The 25,986-nt window shown below is 70.8% G+C and carries 14 protein-coding genes and 3 pseudogenes; 12 read left to right on the forward strand and 5 right to left on the reverse strand.

The window, feature by feature from the left end; all coding sequences use genetic code 11:
- Window positions 1-36: 36 nt before the first annotated feature.
- From ABGB06_RS36185 to ABGB06_RS36200, 4 genes are all read left to right on the forward strand, one after another.
- Entirely contained in the window at window positions 37-1,368 is a 1,332-nt protein-coding gene (locus tag ABGB06_RS36185; RefSeq protein ID WP_347598769.1) for a BNR-4 repeat-containing protein, read from the forward strand.
- A gap of 842 nt (window positions 1,369-2,210) precedes the next feature.
- Window positions 2,211-2,867: a hypothetical protein gene (locus ABGB06_RS36190; protein WP_347598772.1), complete on the forward strand. Its 657-nt coding sequence runs from the start codon at window positions 2,211-2,213 to the stop codon at window positions 2,865-2,867.
- Window positions 2,867-3,556, forward strand: coding sequence for an RES family NAD+ phosphorylase (locus ABGB06_RS36195; protein ID WP_347598775.1), 690 nt, complete (start codon window positions 2,867-2,869; stop codon window positions 3,554-3,556). The genes ABGB06_RS36190 and ABGB06_RS36195 overlap by 1 nt, the downstream gene beginning before the upstream one ends.
- A gap of 244 nt (window positions 3,557-3,800) precedes the next feature.
- Window positions 3,801-8,144, forward strand: coding sequence for a CHAT domain-containing protein (locus ABGB06_RS36200; protein WP_347598778.1), 4,344 nt, complete (start codon window positions 3,801-3,803; stop codon window positions 8,142-8,144).
- Window positions 8,145-9,144: 1,000 nt separating this feature from the next.
- On the opposite strand, the gene ABGB06_RS36205 is transcribed toward ABGB06_RS36200, so the two are convergent.
- Window positions 9,145-12,777, reverse strand: a complete 3,633-nt coding sequence (locus ABGB06_RS36205; RefSeq protein ID WP_347598781.1) for a CHAT domain-containing protein — start codon at window positions 12,775-12,777, stop codon at window positions 9,145-9,147.
- Between the two features lie 368 nt (window positions 12,778-13,145).
- Between ABGB06_RS36205 and ABGB06_RS36210 the strand changes: the two genes are divergently transcribed.
- Window positions 13,146-13,280: a hypothetical protein gene (locus ABGB06_RS36210; protein ID WP_347598784.1), complete on the forward strand. Its 135-nt coding sequence runs from the start codon at window positions 13,146-13,148 to the stop codon at window positions 13,278-13,280.
- A 582-nt stretch (window positions 13,281-13,862) separates the two neighbouring features.
- Here ABGB06_RS36210 and ABGB06_RS36215 read toward each other — a convergent pair.
- A pseudogene (locus ABGB06_RS36215) lies at window positions 13,863-14,942 on the reverse strand (AAA family ATPase); the annotation flags it as partial.
- Here ABGB06_RS36215 and ABGB06_RS36220 point away from each other — a divergent pair.
- Window positions 14,943-15,497 carry a glycosyl hydrolase gene (locus tag ABGB06_RS36220; RefSeq protein ID WP_347598805.1) on the forward strand — a complete coding sequence of 185 codons (555 nt, stop codon included), beginning with the start codon at window positions 14,943-14,945 and terminating at the stop codon, window positions 15,495-15,497.
- Between the two features lie 54 nt (window positions 15,498-15,551).
- Here ABGB06_RS36220 and ABGB06_RS36225 read toward each other — a convergent pair whose 3' ends face one another.
- Window positions 15,552-17,651, reverse strand: coding sequence for a beta-galactosidase (locus ABGB06_RS36225; RefSeq protein WP_347598787.1), 2,100 nt, complete (start codon window positions 17,649-17,651; stop codon window positions 15,552-15,554).
- Window positions 17,652-18,142: 491 nt separating this feature from the next.
- On the opposite strand from ABGB06_RS36225, the gene ABGB06_RS36230 reads away from it, so the two are divergent.
- From ABGB06_RS36230 to ABGB06_RS36245, 4 genes and pseudogenes are all read left to right on the forward strand, one after another.
- Entirely contained in the window at window positions 18,143-18,772 is a 630-nt protein-coding gene (locus tag ABGB06_RS36230) for a LacI family DNA-binding transcriptional regulator (RefSeq protein WP_347598808.1), read from the forward strand.
- Window positions 18,676-19,143 (forward strand): substrate-binding domain-containing protein, encoded by a 468-nt coding sequence (locus tag ABGB06_RS36235; protein ID WP_347598811.1) that lies wholly within the window; start codon window positions 18,676-18,678, stop codon window positions 19,141-19,143. Before ABGB06_RS36230 ends, ABGB06_RS36235 begins: the two co-directional genes overlap by 97 nt.
- Window positions 19,144-19,215: 72 nt before the next feature.
- Window positions 19,216-19,575 (forward strand): annotated as a pseudogene (locus ABGB06_RS36240) (ATP-binding protein); the annotation flags it as partial.
- 38 nt (window positions 19,576-19,613) lie between these two features.
- Window positions 19,614-20,678: a radical SAM protein gene (locus tag ABGB06_RS36245; protein WP_347598790.1), complete on the forward strand. Its 1,065-nt coding sequence runs from the start codon at window positions 19,614-19,616 to the stop codon at window positions 20,676-20,678.
- Between the two features lie 65 nt (window positions 20,679-20,743).
- Here the strand turns inward: ABGB06_RS36245 and ABGB06_RS36250 are convergent.
- Both ABGB06_RS36250 and ABGB06_RS36255 read right to left on the reverse strand, forming a co-directional pair.
- Window positions 20,744-20,854: pseudogene (locus ABGB06_RS36250) on the reverse strand (IS5/IS1182 family transposase); the annotation flags it as partial.
- Between the two features lie 331 nt (window positions 20,855-21,185).
- Window positions 21,186-22,307: a non-reducing end alpha-L-arabinofuranosidase family hydrolase gene (locus ABGB06_RS36255; RefSeq protein ID WP_347598814.1), complete on the reverse strand. Its 1,122-nt coding sequence runs from the start codon at window positions 22,305-22,307 to the stop codon at window positions 21,186-21,188.
- A gap of 609 nt (window positions 22,308-22,916) precedes the next feature.
- On the opposite strand from ABGB06_RS36255, the gene ABGB06_RS36260 reads away from it, so the two are divergent.
- Window positions 22,917-24,533, forward strand: coding sequence for a glycoside hydrolase 43 family protein (locus ABGB06_RS36260; protein WP_347598793.1), 1,617 nt, complete (start codon window positions 22,917-22,919; stop codon window positions 24,531-24,533).
- A 123-nt stretch (window positions 24,534-24,656) separates the two neighbouring features.
- Window positions 24,657-25,986 (forward strand): glycoside hydrolase family 36 protein (locus ABGB06_RS36265; protein WP_347598796.1); only part of this gene is annotated, 1,330 nt, incomplete at its 3' end.

Genomic DNA, 25,986 nt, shown 5'->3' on the forward strand with positions numbered 1-25,986 from the left:
GCGACCACGTCGACCATCCGAAGGGAACCACCCCCCATGACTGCGCCGAACCACCACCACGCCAGGCCGACGGTCATCAACGACAACGGCGCCTGGTGCTGGTTCCAGGACGAACGCGCACTCGTCGACCCGCGGACCCGGACCCTCGTGGTCGGCTCGATCGCGGCCGCCGAGGGGCCAGGCGGCGCGGCGCGTTCCGGCAACGTGGAACTCACGGTGGTCGACCTGCGGACGGGAACGAGCACGGTCGTCGTCCTGCACGAGGCCCTGGAGACCGACGACCACGACGCGCCGGCGCTGTGGCGGCGTTCGGACGGCCGCTGGCTGGCGGTCTACACCAAGCACAAGAGCGACGACCTGACCCGCTGGCGGATCAGCGAGCGCGGCGACCCGACCACGTGGGGCGAGGAACGGACCTTCGACTGGAGCGAGCTGACCGACGGCCGCGGCGTCACCTACGCGAACCTCCGCTCCATGGGCGGTCGCCTCTACTGCTTCACCCGAGCGGTCAACGACGACCAGTGCGCACTCGTCTCGGACGACGACGGCGACACCTGGTCCTACGCGGGCAAGCTCTTCACCCGCCCCAAGGTCGGCTACGTCAACGGCTACACCCGCTACCACGGCGATCAGGGGCGCATCGACCTGATCACCACCGACCACCACCCGCGCGACTACGACAACTCGATCTACCACGGATACCTGTGGGACGGAGCGCTGCACCGCAGCGACGGCAGCGTGCTCGACGCCGCGTCCCCGAGCGGCACGGCTTCCTCGCAGGCGAACCTGACCACGGTCCTGGCCGCGAACTCGCACCGGGACGGCGCGTGGATGTCGCACTGCTGGACCAGCGACATCCGGCGATCCCCCGACGGAACCGTGGCCGCGGTGCTCACCGCCCGCGCCGGGCGCACCCCGGACGCGGCGCAGGAGCAGTACCACGGCACGCGGCCCGCCCCCGACCTCCGGTTCTTCTACGCCCGCCTCTCGCCCGCCGGCGAGTGGCGCGTCCACCCGTTGACCAAGGCCGGGCCCGGCCTGATGCCCCACGAGGAGGACTACACGGGACTCGCCGCGATCGACCCCTACGACCTGGACTCCGTCTACGTCTCCACGCCCGTCGACCCGCGCACCGGCTCCGCGCTGGCACATCACGAGATCTACCACGCCCGCACGCCGGACGGCGGATCCACCTGGCACTGGGCCCCCGTCACCGAGGACTCCGACGTCGACAACCTGCGCCCGATCGTGGCACCCGGCGATCCCTCGCGAACCCCCCTGCTGTGGTTCCGCGGCTCGATGACGGCCTCACAGCACTACAACTGCGAGATCGTGCTACTCGACCTCCCCCGCCACGACCACACCTGACCACCCCCGCCGGAACCGCGTCAGCGGCCCGCCGGCGGAACTCGTCGTGGCACGCCGTGAGTGGCGACAGCGACCGCGGTTACCCCCCGAGCACCCCCTGGCACCCGTGATGCGACCCGAACCACCCGACTGCCTTCGATTGCGACTCCGCTGACCTGCGCAAACGGGAGTGCGGCGAGTGTGCCGCCTCCGACTCTGGCCGCGGTTCCTCCCTCATCCACCATGCAAAGACCACCCGCTGGACGTGCCCAGACCCGCAGCTGGGCAATGCCAGGGCGATTTCCGTCCGTGGCGTCCACGGGGGGTGCCTGGGAGGGCTCGCCACCGAAACAATGGCGCGAGATGGTGGGAAGAGGAGTCTCGATGGCCGCGGTGAGTCGAGCCGGAGTGGGGATCGAGGAAGTTCTCGTGTGTGTAGTGAATCGCGTGCGGCCCAGATCGATGGTTGGGGGCTGTGTGCCGCAGCGGCCTGAGGGCCGACCAAGGCTGACGGTACGAATGGCCCGTCAGCTTGTCGCCCCCGAGCAGGAGCTGACGGTTGACCGAGCCGCCGGACGCCGCGCCCGGTGTTGGCCGTCCCAGCTGCCTGGACAGCAGGCATTACCTGTTGGGAGTGCACTCCGACCGACCCCGGGGAGGAGTGGCCCAGGCTGGCGCGGCGACAGCCCGCCATCCACTTTGCACCCGGATCCATGTCCGCGCCTGCCACCCGGCCCAGGCCCGAGGATCCTCGCACTCGACTCCCGTGGAGCCTTGCGCGACGCGGCGCCGCCCATCGTCGCGGCGAACGCCGACCTGTGGGCCTTCGTCCACCAGGCGAATCCGCAGGAGGCACAAGGCCGATGAACGCTGAGGACTTGCTGCGACTCATCGCCGAGAACCAGGATCACGTGCGCGAGAGCCTGACAGCGGAGGAGTTTGACGCGCTGCGCCAAGCGCTGGCCGAACTGGCCCGCGCCGGGGAGAACGAGCAGGACGTGCGCCGGGCGCTGCTGGACGTGCGCCGCGCTCTGATTCCGCTGCCGCTGGACAGTCGGGTGCGGCGGGCGGCGCTGGACCAGCCGCGGCACGCCGCCGGGCAGCTGAATCTGGCGCCGGAACGGGTCCTGGAGCTGCTGGAGGTGCTTGATTCGCTGCCGGATCCACGGGATGTGATCGCGGCGGCGCGGCGGCGGCTCCTCGCCGAGCCATCCCGCTCGGACGCCGAGCTCGATCCAGTGAGCGCTGCCGACCCCCTCGCCGCGGGCCTCATCCGGTTGCTCGATCCGGAACGCGGCCCACGCTACCCGGAGTTCCAGTTCGCCCCGCGCGACGGCAGCCCGCTGCCCGTAGTGCGGCAGGTGAACCGGCTGCTGCTGGCCGACCAGGATCCCTGGGGCGCGGCCGACTGGTGGCTGGGCGGAAACCGCTGGCTGGGTGGAGCACCGGCCCGACTCATCGGACAGGTGCCGGACGCGCTGCTCGCCGAGGCGGCCCAGGCGCTGGTGGAGGGGGACTGATGCCGGCATACCCCCCGTCCCAGGATCCGAAGGACCTGTCGCCACGCCGCGTGGCGATACCGGACGGCACCGAGCTGTGGCGCTGCCATCTCACCGCCTACCGTCCCGGGGACTTCAATCCGTTGCCCGCACACCCCCACTTCGGCGGCGGCCGCTTTGACGGCACCGACGCCGACCCCTACACCAGCCTGTACGTCGGAGACGAACCGGTCACCGCGCTGGCAGAGGTGCTACTGCGGGGGATGGAGTTCACCAACGGGTCGCGGCTGGTCCCACGGGCGATGACCGAGCGCCGATCGCTGTCGCGACTGTGCACCGTCGAGCCGCTGCAGCTGATCGCGCTGGAGACGGAGGAGGACCTGGCAGCCGTGGGACAGGACGGCTGGTTGGTGGAGGCCGACGGGAGGGCGGACTACCCGCAGACCCGGTGCTGGGCACAGGCGCTGCGGCGCAGCGCCCCATGGGCCCAGGGCATGACATGGCAGTCGCACCGGTGTCGGCCGCGACGGGCGTTCGTGCTGTTCGGTGACCGTTGCGGACCGGGAGCGGTGTCGATCACCCCGCTGGTGACCCACGATCTGGGTACGGCCGCAGGCCGGTCGGTCGCCAACCAACTCCTGTCAGGGCTGAAGGCCGCGATCGTGCCGCCGGATGGCGAGGCACAGCGGTGGAGCGCGTCGGACGTCTGAAGGAGGGGTGCGTCCAGCGCAGGCGCAGGTTGTGCCAGACCAGACCGATGGTGCTAGGCGTAGTCCTTGCCGTGGTGGCGGACCAGATGGTCGTCGCGGACGTTGCAGTGCACACGAACTGCGCACGCACGCTGAGGGTGTCGGCCAGTTCTCGTTCGAACGGCGGGCCGCTGCTGCCCCGACCGGCCATCACCTGACGCTGCCGCTACGCGAGTAAGTACGAAGGGAAGACCGAGGAAGCCACATGTCCGACCCACACCCCCACATCGGCAAGCTCAAAGCGGCCGTCCGCGCCGTGCGGCGTTCGGCTGCCGCCGGATACGCCGACGACCTGATGCGCGGCCTCAACCTCCTCCCCGACGAGCAGCGGGAGCTGGACCAGCTGATCGACCAGTTATCCAGCATCGAGCGGCTGCTGCCCGACAACGCCCCGCCGCGCCGCCATTTGGCGGCGACCCTCGGCCTGTTGCTCGCCGCCCGCAGCACGGATTCCGCCGCCCGCCCGGACGACCGCGCCGAAGCCCTGCGCCGCCTGCGCCGGGTCGACCGCCAGGGCCCCGACGACGGACTCACCACCTCCGCCCGGTTGGTCCTGCTCCAGTTGCTCGTGCCCAACCGCGTGTTGCACGAACACGCGGCGTCCGATGACGGCGTGCTCTGTGAGGCGCTTGCCTTCGGCAGGCGCGGCCGCCTCACGCCCCATGCCCCGGCACCCGAACTGGTCGAGGCGTGCGGGATCCTCGACCGGCTCTCCGCCGTTCAGCTGCCGGCGGTGGAGCGGCAGCGCCTTGACCGCACCCAGCGCCGCCTGGAACTGGTCGGGCGCATCATCTCCTCGGAGACGAACCCGGACGACCGGCGGCACACGGCGGGACGCGTGACCGAGGAGAAGCGGCGGAACGACGTCGACGTCGGGGACGCCGCCGTTGCGCTCCGGGCCTGGGCTGCTGTCGCTGTCCGCCAGGCCAACGAGCTGTGGCGCCGCAGCCGGAACGAACCACCCGCGACCGCGTTGCGGTTCGTGATCGAACACCTCACGACCGTGGAGAGAATGTTGCCCACGGACCACCCGGCCCGGGTCAGCGTCGTGCCCTGGCTGGGCATTCTCCTGCACGTTCGGCTCAGGAGACGGCCCGACGCCGACTCCGACGAGCGGGAGACCGCCCTGCGCCATCTGCGTTGGGTAGACCGTGCCAGACCGCTGAACGACCAGCTCGCGATGAGGGCCCGGAGTCAGCTGGGAGAGCTGCTGGCCCCCGAGGAGATTCCTCAGGATCTGCGCGACGGAGCGGCGCCGGCCGACCAGGTCGAATCCCTGCGGAGGGACCTGACAGAGGCCGTGGAGGTCTTTGGCCGCATCGTTGCCGGGGACACGAAGATGCGAGAGACGGGGTTGGGGCTCATGGAGCGCGTCGCGGCGATGCTCTCTTGCCTGCCCGGCCCGTCCGAGGGAGGGTTACCGTCTCTTCCGCAGCGGCCGGGGTCAGAGGAGGCGGAGCCACCTGAGGAGGCTCCGGAAGCCAGGCCAGTCGCGGCGGTGACCGGTGGGTCGTCCAGCGCGAACCTGGCAGAGGAGGCACTGGCCGATGCCGTTCAAGCACTGGTGGCCCTGGCCTCGCGGGACGCCTTCGCGTTCACGCGGCTTCTGGTGTGGCTGTGTGTGACCGTGAACGGTCGCCGCGTCTCCGCCGAACAGGCCGACGAGGAACTGGCCGCACTGGACCTGACCGAGCCGATTTTCGCGCCGCTGCGGGAGCTCTTGGCTCAGTTGAGAACGGGCGGTGAGGAGCCCCGGCTGCTGGCCGCACGCGTCGGCAACGGTGTGCGGTTGGCCCGGGAGGCGATGCTCGCGTTGCCGGCCGACGCGCCCGAGCGGATGCGCATGGCCAAGTTCCACGCCGCTTTGATGGCACAGGGCAATTTCCTGGTCCCGGAGATGACGGACGCCGCCGAGGTGGACCCGGTCGCGTTGGGGACGGATCCCGACCCCAACGCCCGTTCGGCGTGGCGGGGAGAGCTCAGCCTCGAAACGATCCTGTTCAGCTCGATCGACAACCAGTGGGTGTCGAACGGTGACGTCGGGCGTCTGGAGCGCAGTGCGGCCTGGATCCGAGAGCAGTTGGACGCGCTCCCGGAGCACGGCGAGGGGGTCACGGCCACCCGAAGGCACCTGGCGTCCCTCCTCGCGCAGCGCGTCGCCACCGCGGGATGGATCGGTGGCAGCCGCCAGGACATCACCGCGGCGGCGGTGATGGTGAAGGAGTTGGGCACCGCCGGCGACCCCGACGGCTTCCTGTCGGTGTTCAGCGCTCACCTCGAGGTGACCCGGGCACGCCGCGGTCTCGACCCTGCCGGGCTGTCGCGTCTGACCGAGACCCTGATAGAGAAGCTGAGCCACCTGTACTCGTCCCTGCCGCCCAACGACGGCGTCCGCCTTATGGTGGCCGCCCAGCTGGGCTGGGCTCACAAGGAACGTGCCACCCGCACGGGGGCCCAGGCGGAACTCCACATCGCCGCGGGGTACTTCCGCGAGGTGGTGGAGACCGACCCCGCCCGGGTGCCACCACTGATCGCGTTTCCCGTCGTGCGGGCCAGCCTGATGATCGAACTGGCCGAGATCACCTCCAGCCGAGAGGCGATGCGTCGCGCCATCACCGAGGTCCACCGAGTTGCCGAGGCGAAACGGGCCTCCCCCTACATGGAAGCTGGACTACGGTTCGCCCTCGGCCGAGCCCTGCTGCGCGCGACGAAACATCGCGAAGATCTCAGCCTGCTCGACCTGTGCATATCCGAGCTGAACCGGGTCCGCGCACTGGTCGCGGCGGGCCACGGCCTGCCGTCGAACTCGGAGCCGCTGACGGTTCTGTCCGACGCCTACTGGACGAGCGCGATCACCGGAGGTCCCCGCGCAAGCGAGGACCGAAAGGCCAGCATGAACGCCCGGCGCGAGGCGCTGGAGGAGATGGCCGCCGAGGTTCTCCTCCAGTTCGGCGCCGATCACGGCCTCTCCGTGGCCCGGGGCGCGTCCCGCCACGCACTGTGGCTGGCTCTCCGGTGCGCTGAGAACCGCCGCCCGGCCGAGGCCGTGGAGGCACTGGAGTTGGGCCGCGGCCTGGTGCTCCATACGGCCGCGACCTCGCACAGCGTTCCCGAACTCCTGGCGACTAACGGCTATCCGGACCTGGCCGAGCGATGGAAGGCGGAGGCTCCGGAGGATCCGCACCGGCCGGGGGGCGCCGCGCTGGTCCCGCTGAGGACCGTCGGCCAGTTCCCGAGCAGCCTGCGACGTCAAGCACTCGCCGCACTGAGCGCGGGGAGTGGCACCGGCGCGCGGGACCTGCTCGGAACGCCCGACGTTGCCGAACTGACGGCGGGTCTCGCCGCCTCGGGCGCCGACGCACTGGTCTACCTCCTCCCCGGCAAGGGCTTCAGCCCTCATATCCCCGGCCGGGCGGTGGTCCTCCGCCCCGGCGCCGCCGCTCCCACCGTGTTACCGCTGCCGTTGCTGCTCTCTCCCGGCAGCCACTCACTAGAGCGCTACCTCAACGCCGCTTCCGCGCGTTTCCAGACCGCCACTGACGCGGCCTCGCCCGACTCGTCGCAAGCGGCGTCAGAAGCGGACTGGCAGGCGGCATTGGATGATCTGTGCGACTGGGCGTGGCCCGCGGCCATCCAGCCGGTCCTCGCCGCCCTGGAACGCCTGGGTCGGCCGCCACGGATCGTCCTGATCCCCTGCGGGCCGCTCGGCGTCGTCCCCTGGCACGCGGCGCGGAAGACCGTTCCGCTGGGTGGCTATCGGTACGCCTGCCAGGACGCGGTGTTCAGCTACGCGCCCTCAGGAGCCCAGTTCCTGCGGGCCATGGCACGGGACCGGCTGCCCACCACCGGACACCGCGTGCTGGTCGCCGACCCGGGACTCACTCTCGTGTGGTCCGAGATCGAGACGGAGGCGCTGCGTGCTTCCGTCTACCCGGACGCCCTGCACTACGGCGAGTTCCCGAGGACCGACGGGGCTCCCGACGCATCCGCGACATGTGACGATCTCCTCGACGTGTTGCCCGGTGGCGGCCGACCGGCGGCGCTGGTGCACGTGTCCTGCCACGGGCTGGCCGGGGCGAGCCCCACGCGGTCCGCGCTCTCGCTCGCTGACGGCGAGTTGACTGTCGCCAGGATCCTTGACCGCGCGGCGGGCGAGACGTCCAGCTCGGCGGGACCGCTGGTCGTGCTCAGCGCCTGCGAGACCGACTTCAGCACACGCCACCACGACGAGGCCCTGACCCTCTCCACTGCCCTGGTCGCCAGGGGCGCGGCGGATGTGATCGGCTCCCGCTGGGCTGTCAACGACGGCACCACGGCGGTGATGATGACGGTCTTCCACGACTTCCTGACCGGCCAGCGCCTTGCGCCGGCCGACGCACTCCGCGCCGCTCAGTTGTGGATGCTCGACCCGAACCGTCAACCCCCACCCACCCTCCGCGACCCGCTCCTCCGAGAGGCCACCCGCACCGACCTCCACCAGATACACCACTGGGCCGCGTTCACCCACCAGGGCAACCCCGCTGCGACAACGGAACGTTCGTCGGGCTGACGCGATGGCCGGGGAGGAAGATGCGGAAGCCAGCACCGCGCTGCGGCGCTCGGCTTTCCAGCGCCTCAGCTACCGGTCCCTCGGCTCCCATCTCGACATTCCGGTGTGCCCGCCGGAGTCCCGGCCGGAACATGCCCGGAAAAGCACCACCCTCGGACGCTTGCGCCCCCTATCACCCAGTTCGCCTCGCTACGCTGCGACCCCACCAAATCGGACATGTCCTGGCTAAGGAGGAGTTCACCGTGACCGTCCCTGGCCCTGTCCCTGGACCAGCGGCCGCCGTTCGCATGGCGGGCTTGGCCCGACCGCTGCTGCGGGCCTGCCAAGCTGAGGGAGAGAGCGGTTCGTGAGCGACGACGGATTCGACGACGACGATGACGAACCGTTCGAGGGAGGCGGTGAAGGAGCCGGAGGAGGACGCTGGAAACGGTCCCGGGGCTGCTCGTGCGTCGTCGTGTTCCTCCTGACACTGCTCGGCCTGGCGGCGTTGGCGGACAACGACGACGGGAGCGACGACGGCCCGGCTCCGTCCAGCCCGCCCTCCAGTGACACGGCACCGGAGTGGGACGAGTACGAGGCCCTCGACGGTGACTACGTGCCTGAGCCGGACCCCACTCCCACGCCCGACCCCGAGCCGACGCCCGACCCCGTCCTGGACGCCGGGGTGGGCGACTGCTTCGAGATCCCGGGGACCCCGGACGAGTCGGCTCTGGAGCCGGCGACGTGCGGGGACAGCGTGTTCGAGGTGGTGGACGTCATCACCAGCAGCACGGACGTCCCGGACTGTTCCGAGTACGGGGATTCGGACGACGCCGACTGGGCCATCAACTACGGCGCCGATGACCTCACGTTGTGTCTCAGCTACCAGCACAGCGTGGGCAGCGTCTTCCACGCCGAGGAGGGCGACTGCGTCGACGGGAGCTCTACGGATGGTGCGCCGTGGGAAGTGGAGCCCTGCGAAACGGGAAAAACTCTGGAGGGGCGTCTCTCCCCGGCGCCGCTACCCCTGCACGGACCGGGGGCGGAGAGCTGCCGCTGGGGCGGGACTGCCCTGGTGGGTGAAGGCGGCCCAGTTGTGGACCTCCTGCAGATCGCGGCGGTCCGCCTCCACCAGCAGCGGCCCGTGAAGGGCGGGCGGGGGTCGGCGTTCGGGGTTGAGCATCCACAGCTGGGCCTCGCGCAGCGCGTCGGCGGGGGCGCGGCTGTCGACGGCGACGAAATGGTGGAAGACCGCCATCATCACCGCCGTCGCGCCGTCCCTCACGGCCCAGCGGGAGCCCACCACGTCCACCGCGCCGCGCGCCACCAGGGCCGTGACGAGGGTGAGGGCCTCGTCGTGGTCCCGGGTGCTCAGGTCGGTCTCGCAGGCGCTCAGCACGACGAGCGGCCCGGCGGCGTCCGGAGGGAGTCCGGCGGCGCCATCCAGAATGCGGGCCACGGTCAGCGGGGCCTCGTCGCCGGCCAGTTGCAGCGCGGACAGGGTGGGGCGGGGCCCGGCGACCGCATGACAGGCGACGTGAATCACGGCAGGTGACCTGCCGCCGCCGCTGTCCCCCCCACCCTGCTCAGCACCGTTCTCACCACCGGGGAGCACGGCGAGGAGGTCGGCGACGGTGCCCGCCGCGTCGGGCGGGTCGTCGGCGTCCGACGCGAACGGGAACTCCCCGTACCGCAGCGCGTCCGGGTAGTAGGCCGCGCGCAGCGTCTCGGCCTCGATCTCCGACCAGACCAGGGTGAGCGAGGGATCGGACACCAACACCTGTCCGCCGTCGACCGGCAGCCGCCGCCGGGCTACCGCCCGCAGCAACTCGCCGCCGGAGGGGGCGTAGCTGATCAGGGCCTCCTGGCAGGCGTAACGCCATCCCCGGCCGTCGCCGACCCGGGCGGCGTGCCAGGCGACGACGCCGAGCGGGCCGCACGGCACGAGCACAATCCGGGGCACGGACCCTGGCCCCTGAGTGGACGCCTCCAGCACCGGTCCCATCGCAGCGGGCCACGCCCACGCGCATAGCTCGCCGAGCGCGGCCTGCCACTCTTCCTCGGCCTCGTGCCGTCTGGCGGCGGCATCGAGGTACCGGCGCAGGACCGGGCTGGTCAGGGTGAGGCGTGGCAGGGGCAGGATCCTGGGAGCGTCCTGGCCGGGGCAGAGCAGCAGAGCGTGACCGGTGGCGCCCTCGTTCGCCCCGGGCAGCAGGTAGACCAGGGCGTCCACACCACCGGCCGCCAGCCCTGCCGTGAGCTCCCGCGACCCGGGAACGGCGAGCATTTCCCGGACGTCCAACGCCTCCAGCGCCCTGCGCCGCAGCGCGCTCGGCAGCATCGGCCCGGACTGCCCGTCCGCCCGCCGCAGGAACGCCTCCGCCGCGCCCGGCCGCAACGGGTCCCCGGGAACGGCCCCGCGCCACTCCTCGGCCAGCTCCGGGTGGCCGCGCTCCGCAAGGAGCCCGGGAACGTCCCGGGACGCGGCGGCGGCGCGCAGCACCAGCGCCCGGCTCAGTTCCAGGGCCTCGACTGACTCGGCGGCCCGCCCGTGATGCGCCGCCCAGCCGGCCGCCCCCAACGCGTGGGCGGCACCGCTGCGGGCCGTGGCCAGGCCGTGCTCGGCGCCCAGCTGGAGCAGCACGTCGGCGGCCAGCTCAGCCAGCGCCTCACGGCTGGCGGCCAGCGCCGCGGTCACGTCGGCGTCCCGGCCAGCGACCCGGTCGGCGCCGGAAGCACCGCGCTCGCGGCCGACGAGCGAGCGGAGGACGTACGAGGCGGACAGCGTCGTCAACGCCCCGGTGCCGCGTCGCTGGGCGGTGAGGTCGCGGGCCCGTTCCAGCTCGGCCATGCCCTCGTTGAGCAGCGCGTGGTCCTGGTCCATCGTGGCCGCGCGGAGCAGCACCTGGCCGAGCGCGTGGCGCAGCGTCGCCTCCTGGCGATGGACGATCTGAGGGCCGTCCAGGGCCTGGCGGATCGCGGTGATCGCCTCGTCGATTGCCTCCCGGTCGGGCTCCAGCCCGGTCAGCTGCGCCAGCAGGACGGCGCGGGTGAAGGGGAGGTACGCGGCGAGCGCCTGCGGGGCGTGTTCGGCGGCGGCCTCCCGCAGGTATCGCTTGGCCTGCCGGATGTGGACAGCACGGTCCTGGCCCTGCCGCCCTTGCGCCTGCGTTGCGTGTGCGGTACCCAGGGTCCCGGCGACCAGGTGACGCCATGCGTGGTCAGCCGGCAGGCTCTCGTACAGCTCCTGGACGTCGCCGAAGACTCGGGACAGCGCGGACGGGTCGCCCTGCCGCCGCGCGAGTTCCAGCTCCTCCAGGGCGCCGGTGACCGTCGCCTGCATGTTCATGAACGCGTCGTCCGGCCGCGCGTCGCGCCCCTCCCGGTCGAGCCTCTCCACAAGGGCCCGCGTCTGCGCCACGGCGGCATCGGCGTCCTGGAGGCTGCCGGAGAGCAACGTCGCCTGGGTCAGTAGGCGGGCGAGGTCGGCGCGGGCGGTCCGGGCCTCCCGGCTCTCCTCCGGCAGCGTGTGGATCGTCTCGCGGAGCCGGGCGGCGGCGCGCTCCAGGAGCTCGGGATCGCCCTGGCGGGCGGCGCGCATCATGTCGCCGTAGGCGGCCAGCCCTCGCTCCTGCGCGGCGCGTCCCGGCCAGTCGGGCACGGGCGAGTCGTCGGACGCGAGGTCGACCGCGGCGGCGGCCCCCGCCGCGGCCCAGCCGGCGGAGCCAGGCGCCTCCGCCTCAAAAGCCAGCAGCAGGCGGGCCCGTAACGTCGCCCACTCGGCGCGCGCCGGGGTGCTCTCCGGCAGGATGCGCAGCAGTTCGTCCAGCGACTCCAGCACGGCGGGGGTCGCGTCAGGGCTGGCGTCTTCCCGGAGGGCGGCCCCGCGCAACCGGGCCAGCAACCCGCCGAGCCGGACCGCGTCCGGATCGGTCACGCCCTGGCCGACCAACTCCCGCGCCGCGTCGGGCCCGGACCCGCCCCGCACCAGCCTCACGAGCGCGCGAAGACCCGGATCGCCGCCCCCGGGAAGCTGCTCGACCAGGTCCGTCAGGGTGTCCTCGACCGCCTCGCCCTCTCCCGGCGTCAACCGCGTGACGAACCGCTGGATCCGGTCGAGTTGCTTGCGCAGGTGCGGGGGGAGGGTGACGGTCCTGAGGCTGTCGATGACGTCGCTGATCTCCTCCATCTGGCGCAGCACCATGCTCTTGAGCGTGCCATCGCCGCCGGCGAGTGCGGCCTCCCTGAGCATGCCGTCGAGGCCAGAGCCGTCCGCGGGCTTGGACCGCAGCATCGGGATCAACAGGAGCCGGGCCCGGATCGCCAGCGGGTCGCCGGTGTCTCCGTAGCGATGGGTCCAGCGCAGGTGGCGCAGGGCGGTTTCCCGCTCCGGCGGCCGTGCGCGGCCGGTGTAGCAACGGTGGGCGAGGAGGAGGCCGAGGCGCGGCACCACCTTCGCCCGTGCTGGGTCGTCCTCGGGCAGCAGCGCCTGGATCCTGGTGAGGTGGTCCACGACCTGGTCATGCCCCTCGCCACCACCACTACTGCCGCGGAGCAGCGCATCGGCCTGGCCGACGGCGCTGGCCACCCAGGCCCGTATCCCGGCCACGCCGCCCTGCCCGTCGGTCCGGCCGTCACCACTCTGATCGCTCACGGCATCCCCCTCGTCCCCCTCCCGGGTTTGTGCGTTCTACCCGTTCCATGGTGCGGCCAGACCGCGACTACCCTGGGCAGCTGTGACGTGCGCCGCTGCTTCGTACGGATCGTCAACCCGACGCGGCGCCGCCTCAAGCGCTTCGCGATCCGCCTTGTCACGGCGTTCCCTCGACTGCGCGAGCTTGTGGGCTGGCACCAGCGCGCGCTGAACCACGCTCCCCACCTCGACTCTGGCCGACCGGGTGGTCACGCGGCGATGCTCGACGGGCTCACAAGGAAGCCGACCGGTGAGACGGCCGTGCCTCGTCCATCCGGCGCAAGCGGCCCACTGGCCCAGGACGAAGCCCACCGCGCCCAGCACCGGCCGTGCCGTCGTCGCGCGGCGGGTCCCCCGAGCTATGCCGTGCCCAGGCCGCGTCGGCGCCGACGTACGACTTCCTCGCCGAACAACTCGAACTGGACGGCACCCAGAAACAGGGCATCTTCGCGGCGGTGCGTTAGCCGGCCGTCTCGTCCAGGTCCATCCCATGTCGGCCAGGGCAAACCAGCCATGCGGACAATCGGGAGGTATGTGAGAGCTCACCGCGGCGAAGTACCAGCATCTCGTCGCAGGCGGACGTTCGCGTCGAGTACTGGCCGTCCTGTCCTCTTTGGGCAGCGCGGGCGACCGGCCCTCCCACCGTTACCCAACGTCACGCCGCACCCCACATACGCGTTCAGCTCTGGTCCAGGCTTCACCACGCTGTGAGCGTCGCGACCAACTACACCTGACGCCGGAGCACCACGAGAGACACGGAATTCGACCCGGGCCACGTGATCACCCTCCGCACGACACCTCTGACCTGCGCAAATGGGAGTGCGGCGGACGAGTCGGCCTGTACGCCGGGTTCACCCGACGCCCCCGCCGGGCCCTGGGTCCAGCCGTCGTGAACTGCTCTGACCTGAGACAACACGCCCCAGAGCCCATCGCACCCGCTCACAGCATCCAACCCGGAATCGACCCCGATCCGACCCGGGGGCCCCCGCCGACGACGGCGACCGAGGACCCCGGTGGGCCGAGCCCTAACCCCAGCGGGTGGCAGTTCACGAGGGAGCGTCCTCACTCAGGTAGAGGATGCGCCGCCGCGGGCCGCCCGTTCCCGCGGCAGCGGAAGCGGTGGATGCGGAGCGCCCCGCGGGAATCGCGCGCTCACGGCCCCAGGCGCGGATGTCATCGATCTGCTCGGGATTGGTGCGGCTCAGGGGGACGGTGTTGACGAACGTTTCCTCGACAAACGACGGTCGCAGCTTGTCCACCCCTCCGCCCAGGAGCCTCTCCGCGCCGACATCGTGCAGCGCGGACTCGATGTCGGAACCGGCGAAGCCCTCGGAATGGTCCACCAGACTGGCGACCAAGTCCGGATCCGGCTCCGCCTTGACGTACCGCCGGTAGTACAGCTCGATGATCTCCCGTCGTTCCTCCGGCTCCGGCAGGTCGACGAAGAACAGCTCGTCGAAGCGGCCCTTACGCATCAGCTCGGGCGGCAGACTGCGCACCTCGTTGGCGGTGGCCACGACGAACGCCCGGGAGCGGGACTCCTGGAGCCAGAACAGGAACTGCCCGATGATCCGCTGGGGCACTCCGGTGCCATCATCTCGCCCGGCCAGGCCCTTCTCGATCTCGTCGATCCACAGGATGCACGGCGCCACCCGGTCTGCCGAGTCGAGCGCCTCGCGGAGTCGGTTCTCGGACTCGCCCAGGTACTTGCCGTGGATGCTGCTGAAGTCCAGCCGGTACAGCGGCAGTCCCCACTCGGCCGCCACGGCCTTGGCGGACAGCGACTTGCCGCAGCCAGGCACGCCCACCAGCAGTACGCCGCGCGGCGGGCACAGACTGGTGCCGCGCAGATCAGCCTGGGTCAGCTGGTGCCTGCGGGCCAGCCAGGCTCGCAGGTTGCCCAGCCCGCCGACCTGGTACTCGGCGGCGTTGAGATGGACGCGTTCCAGGCCGGTCAGGTCGCTGAAGATACGGTCCATGGACCGGGCCAGGCGCAGCACGTCGTCGGGCTCCACCGTTCCCTTGGACGCGATGGTCGCCAAGAGGTTGATCGCCTCGTTCTCGGTGACCCCGAGGAGGAACTCGGCAGCCCGGCGGACATCATCCTCGTCCCATTTGATGTGGATCTGGCCCTGCTGATCATCAGCCGTCTGGACGGCGTCTCGGCCCAGCTCCAGCAGTTGGAGAACGCCGGTGCGGCCGTGATCTGGCGGCCCTATCACGAGGCCGGTGGTACCTGGTTCTGGTGGAGCATGGAGGGCGGCAGCCAGTACAACCGGCTGTGGCGCTTCACCTACGACTACATGACCAACGTCAAGGGCCTGGACAACCTCATCTGGCTGCACGGCTTCAACGGCGAGCCCAACAGCGCCTTCTACCCCGGCAGCCAGTACGTGGACATCGGCGGCGCCGACACCTACGCCGGTGACGGCAACTACGACCCCCTGAAGGCGATGTTCGACCGGACGTACGCCGTCGTCGGGCCCTCCCGGCCGATCGCCCTGCACGAGAACGGCCCGATCCCCGATCCGGCGCGGCTGCAGTCCTCCGGGGCCCGCTGGGTGCTGTTCAACACCTGGCACGGCAACCACCTGACGGTGAGCAACTCCACCAGCCACCTGCGGTACGTCTACAACCACGCCCACGTCATCACCCGCGACGAACTGCCCGACTTCGGCTGACGTCCGGCCCGCCCGGCCCGGCCACCGCCGAGGTGGCCGGGCCCTTTCGGCTGGCTACCGTTCGGCGAGTACGCGGACGTCCCACGGGCCGAGGCGTACCGCCTCGCCGACGGGGAGGTCCTCGCCGGTGAGGACGTCGTGGACGGCGACCGGCGGGGTGAACTCGCTGGGCTGCCAGGACCAGTTGTGGAGGAACCGCAGCCGGGTGCCGTCCTTGGCGGTGGCGCCGGTGACGGTCTGGGTGTCGGCGTTGGTCGGCCACGCCGTGGGGCGGTCGGGAGCGGCCCACGCGAGGATCGCCGCGGCGAGTGCCGGGTCAGGGACGGTGCCGACGTAGGTGACGCGGCCGGCGCCGTGGGCGCGGGTGGTGACCGCAGGCCACCGGCCGAGGTGCGGGTGCCGGTAGGCGGCCAGGACTTCGGTGCCGGCGTCCGCGTGGGGCATGAGACCGTCGGCCCAGCAGGTGGCCCTCGCGCCGTCCGGGAGGGTCAGCGGGGAGCCGTCGGGCGCCTCGACCGGCACCGGAGTGCGGAGTGTGGAGAACTCGTCGTACCAGACGCCGGCCGCCTCGGTCAGGAACGCGGGCTTGCGCTCCAGACGGGCCCGGGCCTCCTCGTCCTCGTAGCCGGTGCGGATGCCGAGCAGCAGGTGGCCGCCGGCGGCCGCGTAGCGTTCCAGCCAGCGCAGCTCGTCGTCCGTGGCGAGGAGCAGCGCGGCGGCGACCAGCACCGGGTGGCGGGCGGCGTACTCGGCCGGGTCGGTGGCGAAGAGCTGCGAGGGGTGGGTGATCCTGGCCTGGCGGCCGGCGTCGAAGGCGCCGCGGTAGACGGCGTTGAAGACGACCTCGTAGGAGCCGCGGTCGGCGGTGCCGCCGGGGGCGAGCAGGAACGGTGCGCCCTCGGCGGCCCACTTGGTGTCGGTGGAGTACACCAGGGCGACGTCGGCGTCCGGGGTGAGGCCGGCGACGAGGGCTCCGGCGCGCCGGAAGTCGTCGCCCAGGCGGGCGATTTCGCGGTAGACGCGGCCCGGTTCCTGGCTGTGGGGGAGGATGCCGCCCCAGTACGTCTCGGTGCCGAAGTGCAGGGTGTGCCAGTGCCAGTACTCGATCATGGTTGCGCCGCGGGACACCAGCGCCCAGGCGACCTGGCGCCACTGGCCGTCGTAGGCGGGCTCGTTGAGGTTGGGGCCGCCGATGGCCTGGGCGTTGGTCTCGGTGACGAGGTAGGGCTCCTGGCGGGAGGAGTACATCCGGTCCGCATCCTGATAGAGCGCCCAGGTGCCCTCGGCGGGCCAGTTCCGGTCGGTCTCGCGGGAGCAGGGGAGTTCGAGCGCGTCCTGCATGCGGTAGTAGGGGTTGCCGGCGGTGACGTCCAGGCGGCGGGTGAGGTCGTCGTCCTTCACGGTGGGGCGTGAGTAGGAGATGCAGGTGGTCACGAACTGGTCGTCGCGCGCGTACTCGCGCACGACGTCGGCCTGCCAGCCGATGAAGTCGGTGGTGAGCGTGCCCTGGAAGCGGCGCCAGGCCAGGTCGTACTGGGGCTGGGCGTTGCCGTCGGGCGTCCACAGGTCCGCCCAGGTGGACAGCCGGTGCGACCAGTAGGTGAGCCCCCACGCCTTGTTGAGTTCCTCGACCGAGCCGTAGGTGTGCCGCAGGTGGTCCACGAAGCGCTGGAAGACACCACGGTTGTGGAAGAGCTCCCAGCCTGGCTCGTTGTCCACCTGCCAGCCGATGACGGCCGGGTGGTCGGCGTAGCGGGCGGCGATCCTGCGGATGACGCGTTCGGCGTGGAAGAGGAACGCGGGATGGGTGAAGTCGATCTCCTGGCGGGCGCCCCATCCCATGGGCTGGCCGGTGCGGCGCTCCGCGTTGATCTCGGGATAGGCGCGGGCGAGCCAGGGCGGCACCGCGTAGGTGGGGGTGCCGACGATCACGCTGATGCCCCGCTCATGGGCGCCGTCCAACACCGGCTGGAGCCAGTCGAGGTCGAAGACCCCGTTCTCCGGCTCCCAGGTGGACCAGACGGACTCACCGACCCGAATCACCGTGAAATGGGCCTGCCGCATGAGGTCGAGGTCCGCCTCCAGCCGGGGCATCGGCTGGTACTCGTGGTAGTAGGCGGCACCGAAGAGCACCCGGTCGGGAAACTTGGACATGGTGGTTCCTTGTCTAGGTCGGTCAGTCACATCTGAATGCGGCGGGAGATCGAGCGCCTCTCCACTGGAACCGGTGGCCGAGAGACGAGAAGCCGCCCTCTCCATCCGCCTGCGCCAGGAGCACCCTGTCCTCGTCGACCGGCCGCGTCCGCACGTGTGCGATCGCACATTCTCCCATAGGCGCGAACCACCGACTTTCCGGGCCGGGCGAGTGGTGCTGCGGTGGGTGAGGAGGGGTTGAGGGGAATCGGTTCGAACGCGGTCCCCACGGGTGGGGGCGCGTGCCCCACGGTTCCCTGTTTGCGACCTCGCAATCGGCACACCGCGCCGGTCGGCGGATCCGCCGGGCCGGGCAGGTGGGCCGCGGCCCTGGTCAGGGGGAATCGTGACCACCGTCGGCTAGGCCGATCGCGCCGCCGGGTGCCACACCGGCGGCGGAGGGCGAGGAGGAGAGACCCAGTGCAGGCGGCGAGGGTATCCGCCGGGCCAGCATCCGGCAGGTCGCCGCGGCAGCGGGCGTATCGATGTCCACCGTCAGCAACGTGCTGAACAACCCGCACCGCGTGCTCGCGTCGACCCGGCGGCGGGTTGAGGAGGCGATGGACCAGGTCGGCTACGTGCGCAACAGCGCGGCCAGGCAACTCCGCGGTGCCCGCAGCCGGGTGATCGGCTGCATCATGCCCAACACCGCCAACCCCTTCTACGCTGCGCTGGCCCGTGGCATGGAGGACCGCCTGGCCGAAGCCGGATGCGTCCTCATCCAGTGCAGCACGGACGCCCAGAGCGAGCGCGAGGCCCGCTACCTGCAGATCCTCCAGGAACAGGACGTCGGCGGCATCATGATCAGCCCCGTGAGCGTCGGACTGGAACGCCTGCTGACGGTGCGCGGCCGCGGCACCCCCATCGTGCTGCTGGACCGCGAACGCGACCACACCGACCTCTGCGCGGCCAGCGTCGACAACGTCGTGGCGGCGAGTTGGCCGCTCAACACCTGCTCGGCCTCGGCCACCGGCGGCTGGCCTACATACGCGCGGCGAAGACGGTGCCCAGCATCAGTGACCGCGCCAAGGGCATCGACAAGGCCCTGCGGTCCGCCGGCCTGGACCCGGCCACCGCCCTGATGGAGGTGCGCGTCACGCCGGCCTCCGCCGCCGCCGTCGCCTCCCAGGCGATGGCCGGCCTCCTGGCGCGCGAGGAGCGCCCCACGGGTGTCATCTGCTTCAACGACGACACCGCGCTGGCGCTCCTGCGCGGCCTGCGGCAGCACGGCATCCGCGTGCCCTCGGAGATGTCCCTCGTCGGCTATGACGACGTGGACTTCGCGGCCGAACTGTCCCCGAGCCTGACCACCGTCCGACAGCCCACCTATCAGCTCGGGCACGCGGCCGCGGACCTGCTGCTCTCCGAGTACCGCTCCGCTCACACGCATCAGCAGCTGCTCTTCAAGCCCGAGTTGGTCGTCCGCGACTCCACGCGGGCGCCGCGGGAGTAAGGGGGCCCGCCGCCCGTCTGGCGGGCTCCTCTCAGCTGGCGCGCAGGTCGTGCACGTAGAAGCTGCCGCCGGGAGACGGTCGGGGTGCTCTCTGGCTGGGGGATCGACGCGCAACTGCTCGATGCGGCGTCGTTGATCATCACCGAGTTGGTCACCAACGTCGTCCGCCATGCCGCGGTGCTCTCCCCGACCGCGACGGTCACGCTCGCCAGGGATCCGGAAGCGCTGTGGCTGTCGGTCGCGGACGCCCACCCCTTCCATCCCGCTCCCCTGCCGGCTCCTCACGCCGAGGGCGGGTGGGGCCTGGCCGTGGTGGCGGCCCTGGCGACCGAGGCCGGCGGCAGCCACGAGGTGGTCGCCGACGAGTTCGGCGGCGGCAAGCGGATCCTCGTCCGGCTGCCCCTACTGGCCACGGCCGAAGCGGTCTGCTGACCCGGCACCGCCCCATCGGATGAGAGGGAGACTCACGGATGCTCGAATCCATCGGCCACCTGCACCAGGTGGCCGCGCAATGGAAGTTCAACCCCGAGGACGTCCTGCTGATCGCGCTGAACGCCTGCGGGGCGCGTTCACCGCTTCCCAAGCCCCGCATGCGTTTCAGGCTCCGCCTGGACTCCCGCCCGGACGAACCGCTGTATCTGATCCTGGCGTTGGGCCGGTCCGACTCGCCGTTCGAGCTGGACGAGAACGAGCTGCGGCTGGGCGGCGTGAAGGTCGGTCGGGTCGACGGGATCGAGGACGACGACGCCGTGCTCGGCTACTGGCGTGGCGGACGGCGGATGCTGACGCTCAACTCCAACGCCCGCTCGCAGTGCACCGGCTGCGTGTTCTGCCCCAACACCCTGGAAGACGCCTCCGACCCGAAGATCAAGGCGCTGGACCTGACCGGCTACCTGGGCACGCTCGCCGCGACCTCCGGCATGGCCGACCTCTCGTCGGTCAACACGGTCACGGTCTGCACCGGCTGCTTCCTGCACGAGCATCTAGCCCTGGAGCATCTCGCCAAGATCCGCGCGGCGATGGCCGCCAACGGATGCGTGGGCACGCTGCACTTCCTGTCCTCGGTGCTCACGACGGGCGACGGGCTGGACGCCGCCGCCCGGCTGGGACCGTTTCACCTGACGCTGACCGCGGAGTGCTTCACCGGTCGGCCACAGATCCTCAAGGAGTCCAAGGCCAAGCTCACCCCCGAGCGGATGGTGTCCGTGCTGGGTGAGGCGAAGGAACGAGGGATCACCACCGACTTCACCTACATCATCGGCCTGGACCCGATCGAGGAGGCGATCGAGCACCTGAGGCGGTTCGTCCCGGTCACCACGACGTTCCCGCGGTTCCAGACGTACCAGGCCCACAACGCCCTCATGGACGTCTACCGCGCCCCCGGGTCCGAGCGGATCGAGTGGCACCTGACCATGCGCCGCGGCCTGGAGGAACTCTTCGGCCCTACGGGGCTGCGTCCGGCGTGGTGGCAGAACTACCGCAGCCCCTGGTGCTTCAGCTTCGCCGACGAGGACCTGACGGGGGCGAGGATCTGATGGGCACCCTGGTCCCGGTCGCCCGGTCGCCCGGTCGCCCGGTCGCCCGGCCGACCGGTCGCCCGGCGGGTGGTGCTGCACCGCAGCTTCCGCAGCAGCCGCCAGGACTTCAGCGTGGCGACGGCCTGTTCGCCGAGTGCTCGTATCCTCGCGTGGGAGCGATTGTGGGCGCCGGAAGTACGCTTCGACGCCCTCGCGCGTGCCGGGACCACCGTTGCCTTCATCACAGCCGTGACCACCGGCCAGCTCGGCCCCCGCTGACCGCACGATCGGGGCGTACGGGACCACCGCCCGGTCCCGTGCGCAGGCTTGATCACGTTGCGTGGGTGTCCGGGTCGTTCGCTGATGGCCAGGGAGTCCACGAAAGAGAGGAACCCCGGCCGACGCGCGGCTGGGGTTCCTCAAGGCGGTGTGTATCGGTCAGCAGGTGAAGTCGCCCACGCCGTAACCCACTCGTCTACGTGTCGGCGGACCGCCCCATATCGCGATCACCGTGGATCGGGCGGGTCATGGTTGCAGGGTGAGCAGGCCCGGCCGCCACGGCAGTTCGTCGTAGGGGATGTCCGGCGGTGTGTCGAGGGGCAGGCCCTGGTAGAGGAACTGCAGGTTGCAGGGGTCGATGGTCATGGTCTGGTCGGGGTTGTGGCGGACCAGGTCACCGTGGCTGATGTGGTTGGTCCAGGTGGCGCCGCTGTTGGCTTGGCCCGCGAAGGGGTTGTCCTCGCTGGTGGCCTGCGGGGTCCACTCACCGTCCAGGCTGGAGGCGGTGAAGGAGCGGAAGTAGCGCGCGGCGTTGGTGCCCATCGCCTCGACGATCATGAGGTACTGGTCCTGGCCATCGACCTTGTAGACCTGCACTCCCTCGAACAGGTTTTCCCTGGTGTCGGTCATGATGGTGTCGTAGGAGGAGCCGAAGCTGCTGGGGAAGTTCCCGATCGGCATGCTGGCCCGGTAGATGCTGCCGTTGTCGCCGGCGAAGAACAGGTACATGTTCTCGTCGTCAGCGATCAGGGTCTGGTCGATCGGGGCGGCGCCGTCGGGGAGGCTGCCGGTGAACAGCTCCTGGGGCTCGGACCAGCTGTTGGGGTCGGTGGGGTCGGTGGAGGTGCTGTAGAAGAAGGGCCACTGACCCCACTGGGACGCCATCACCCAGATGTCCCTGGGCGCGAAGTAGAACAGCGTGGGCGCCACCGTGCTCACGTTCATCTGGGTCTGGGGGGCCGAGGCCATGTCAGGCCAGTCCGTGAAGGGAGCGAAGCCCATCGAGCCGTACCCGGACTCGTTGAAGATCGAGCCGTAGACCAGGTGCTGGCCGTTGTAGACGACGTTGGTGAAGTCCTTCAGCGAGACCGACCCGTTGGCCGGCTGCGCCAGCGCGTCCGTCGAGGACCAGTTGTACGTCGATGGAAGAGAACACTGCGCGGTGTCGCTGGCGCCCGCCTGAGCCGGGTTGCCGACGAGCAACGCCGCCACCGCGACCAGGGCCGCGACCACGGCGGTGAGCATCGCGGACAGATGCCCGCGGCTGATTCTTCCTATTCGCATGGGGGGACTCCTCATTCCTGACTGATTCCTGAGCAAGCGGTTCCGGTCGGCCTCGTTCCGCCAGAGGCTGTCCGGACTGTCGATGTGGTGCGGTACGTTTCAGCCCTTGATGGGGCCGATGAGCATGCCCTCCTTGAAGTGGCGCTGGACGAAGGGGAGAGGACGGCGACGGGCAGCAGCGCGAGGATCATGACGGCGGTCTGCACGGCGAGGCTGGGGACCTGGCCGCTGGCGATCATCTCCGACATGCCGGCGGGCCGTTGGCGGCGTACGACGATCTGGTAGCGCACGTACTGCAGCGGCGCGGCAGCTTCTCCACCTCTCCGGCTGAGCTCGGAGCGTGGGTCCGGCATGACGTCAGCGACCCTCCATGGCTCTGCTTCATTGCAAGATCCAAGATCCACGTGAGACGTAAGACGAATGATCGAAGCGCTTCAACTTTGGGCTGAGGTTAGGAGTCCTCAGCGGAGCGCACAAGCCTCGCGGCAGAAGTTCGAGGGGAATTGGCAACGTTACCAACGGGTTCCAGCCGGAACCACAAGCCGTTGTCACGCGATCTCTTGACAGAATCAGGACCCTGGCTGAGCATCGAAGCGCTTCGATGATGAGGGTGGATCCTCCGCTACTGCGGGGAACACCCACCGCTCCGCACCTTCGGCCCTCGTCCCCCACGCGTGAGGAAGCTGATCTCGTATGTCCTGGCTCCAACACCCCCACAGCCGCCGGAGAGTCATGGCGGCCACCGCCGGCCTGGTCGCGGGCGCCTCGCTGCCGGCGATGGGCGCGATGCGCGCGGCGGCGGGCACGACGGCCCAGCAGGAGCCGTTCACCAACCCGGTGATCTGGCAGGACTTCGCCGACCTCGAGGTCATCCGCGTCGGCGACACGTACTACTACACCGGCTCGACCATGCACTTCTCGCCGGGCGCGCCCGTCCTGCGCTCCTACGACCTGGTCAACTGGGAGTTCATCGGCCACTCGGTGCCGGTCCTCGACTTCGGCGACGCGTACGACCTCAACGGCGGACGGGCGTACGTCCAGGGCATCTACGCGTCATCGATGCGCCACCGCCCCAGCGACGAGACCTTCTACTGGGTGGGCCAGATCGGCGCCCAGCGGTCGTACGTATACAGCGCCACCGACGCGGCGGGCCCCTGGACCCGGCACGCCGAGATCGGCAGCGTTTACTACGACGCGGGGCTGCTCTTCGACGACGACGACACCCCGTACGTGGCGTACGGCGCCAACGAGATCCACGTCGCGCAGCTCGCCCCGGACATGCTCACCGAGGTCAGGAACGAGCACGTGCTCACCAAGCCCGACGACATGCACTATATGGAGGGCGCCCGCTTCTACAAGATCAACGGGAACTACTACATCTTCGTCACCCGCCCGGCCAACGGCCAGTACATCTGGAAGTCCACCTCAGGCCCCTTCGGCCCGTACGAGATGCGGGAGGTGCTGTTGGACCTGCCAGGACCGATCCCCGGCGGCGGCGTGCCGCACCAGGGCTCGCTGGTCGACACCCCGAACGGCGACTGGTACTACATGGGCTTCATCGACGCCTATCCCGGCGGCCGCGTCCCCGCCCTGGCCCCGGTGACCTGGAACGCCGAGGGCTGGCCCGAGCTCCAGACCGTCGACGGCGCGTGGGGCGAGACATACCCCTACCCGGTCACCCCGCACCCGCTCCCGCCGATGACCGGCGCCGACACCTTCGAGGGGACGGCGCTGGCGCCGTACTGGGAGTGGAACCACAACCCCGACACCGCCGCGTTCACCGTGGACAACGGGCTCACCCTCAGGACCGCCACCGTCACCGACGACCTCTACAACGCCCGTAACACCCTCACCCGCCGCATCCAGGGCCCCACCTCCACCGCGACCGTCGTCCTCGACTGCTCCGGGATGGCGGACGGCGACCGGGCCGGGCTGGCGATGCTGCGGGACTTCTCCGCCTGGATCGGCGTCACACGGCAGGACGGCGTCAGCAGGCTGGTGATGTTCGACGGCCTGACCATGAACGCCGACTGGAGCACCAGTGGCACCGGCACCGAGCAGGCCGGCGCCGACCTCTCCGGCAGCCGCGTCTGGCTGCGCGCCGCCGCCGACATCAACCCGGGGCCGGGCCGCCAGGCGACGTTCTCCTACAGCACCGACGGCGCCACCTTCACCCCGCTCGGCCCGGCCTTCACCATGAACGAGACGCCGAACTTCTTCATGGGCTACCGCTTCGCCGTCTTCAACCACGCCACCCAGGCCCTCGGCGGCGAAGTGCTGGTGGAACGCTTCGAGTTGACCACGCCCTGACCATCCGATGCAGGCCGGCCCTCAGCCGAACGGCGCAGTTCCGGCACGATGCGACCGAGTCGCGACAGGCGACCAGAACGACGCCGGCGTTCGGTGGAAGCGAATCTGAAAGGCCTCCGCATAATGACACGACCTCCGTTCCGCCTCCTGTGGGGCCACACCGCGCTGACACTCGAGTTGGCGGCGGACGCCGACGCGCCGGTGTGCCTGACACGACTCGAACCGACGGACGTACGTCGGGCCGACGCCGGCGACGGGGCGGGCACCCGCCGATCCGGTCAGCCACTGGTCGAGGTGCAGATCGCGGGCGAGGGGCAGCCCTGGTCCGGGCCTCGGCAGGTGGGGACCACGGTCGGGCACCGGCTGCGCTACGCCACCCATCGTGTCGGGACAGCGGACGGCTGGGTGGAGTTCGAGCTCGAGCAGGTGGACGACGAGGCCGGACTCCAGGTCCGGACCCTGATCCGGTCACCCGAGGACGTCTCGGCGATCCAGGTGCGTACCAGCGTGCGGGTGGTCGGGTCCGAGCCCGTGACCTTGTATGCGGTCAGCTCGCTCGCGACCGGTGCGTTCCGACCCGACTCCGGTGCGGACGGCATCGACGTGTACTGGGCGGAGAACAACTGGTCGGCCGAGAACCGGTGGCAGCGGCAGCCGCTGCGGAAGCGCCAGCTGCCGGATGCCGACCTCGCCATCCACGGGCAGACACCGCGCGGCGCGCTGGTGATGGCCAGCCACGGCTCATGGTCGTCGGGGAAGTACCTGCCTATGGGCGCACTGGTCGACGAGGACACCGGGCGGGCGTGGGCGTTCCAGGTGGAGCACAACGGGGCGTGGCGGTGGGAGGTGGGCGAGCGTCGGGACGGTGTGTACCTGGCCGTGCACGGACCTGTCGACGGCGACCATCAGTGGCGCCAGACGCTGGATCCGGGCCAGGAGTTCGCCGGCGTGCCGGCCGGTCTCGCGGTCGGCGGCGACGGCATGGAGTCGGCGATCGCGGCGCTGACGGCGTACCGGCGGGCGATCGTCCGGCCGCATCCCGACCGGACAGCGCTGCCGGTGGTGTTCAACGACTACATGAACACCCTGCTCGGCGACCCGACCACCGAGCGGTTGCTCCCACTGATCGATGCCGCCGCGACGGCCGGCGCCGAGTACTTCTGCATCGACGCCGGCTGGTACGACGAGGACGGCGCCTGGTGGGACAGCGTGGGCGCCTGGACGCCCTCCCGTACGCGGTTCCCAGGCGGTCTGGGTGAGGTGATCGACCGCATCCGTGCCGCCGGGATGCGGCCGGGACTGTGGCTGGAGCCGGAGGTCGTCGGGGTGCGCAGCCCGCTGGCGGACAGCCTCCCGCCCGACGCGTTCTTCCAACGGGAAGGCCGGCGGCAGGTCGAGAACGGCCGATACCACCTGGACCTGCGCCACCCCGCGGCGGTCGCGCACCTGGACG

Source organism: Streptomyces sp. B6B3 (assembly GCF_039871525.1).
GTDB lineage: Bacteria > Actinomycetota > Actinomycetes > Streptomycetales > Streptomycetaceae > Streptomyces.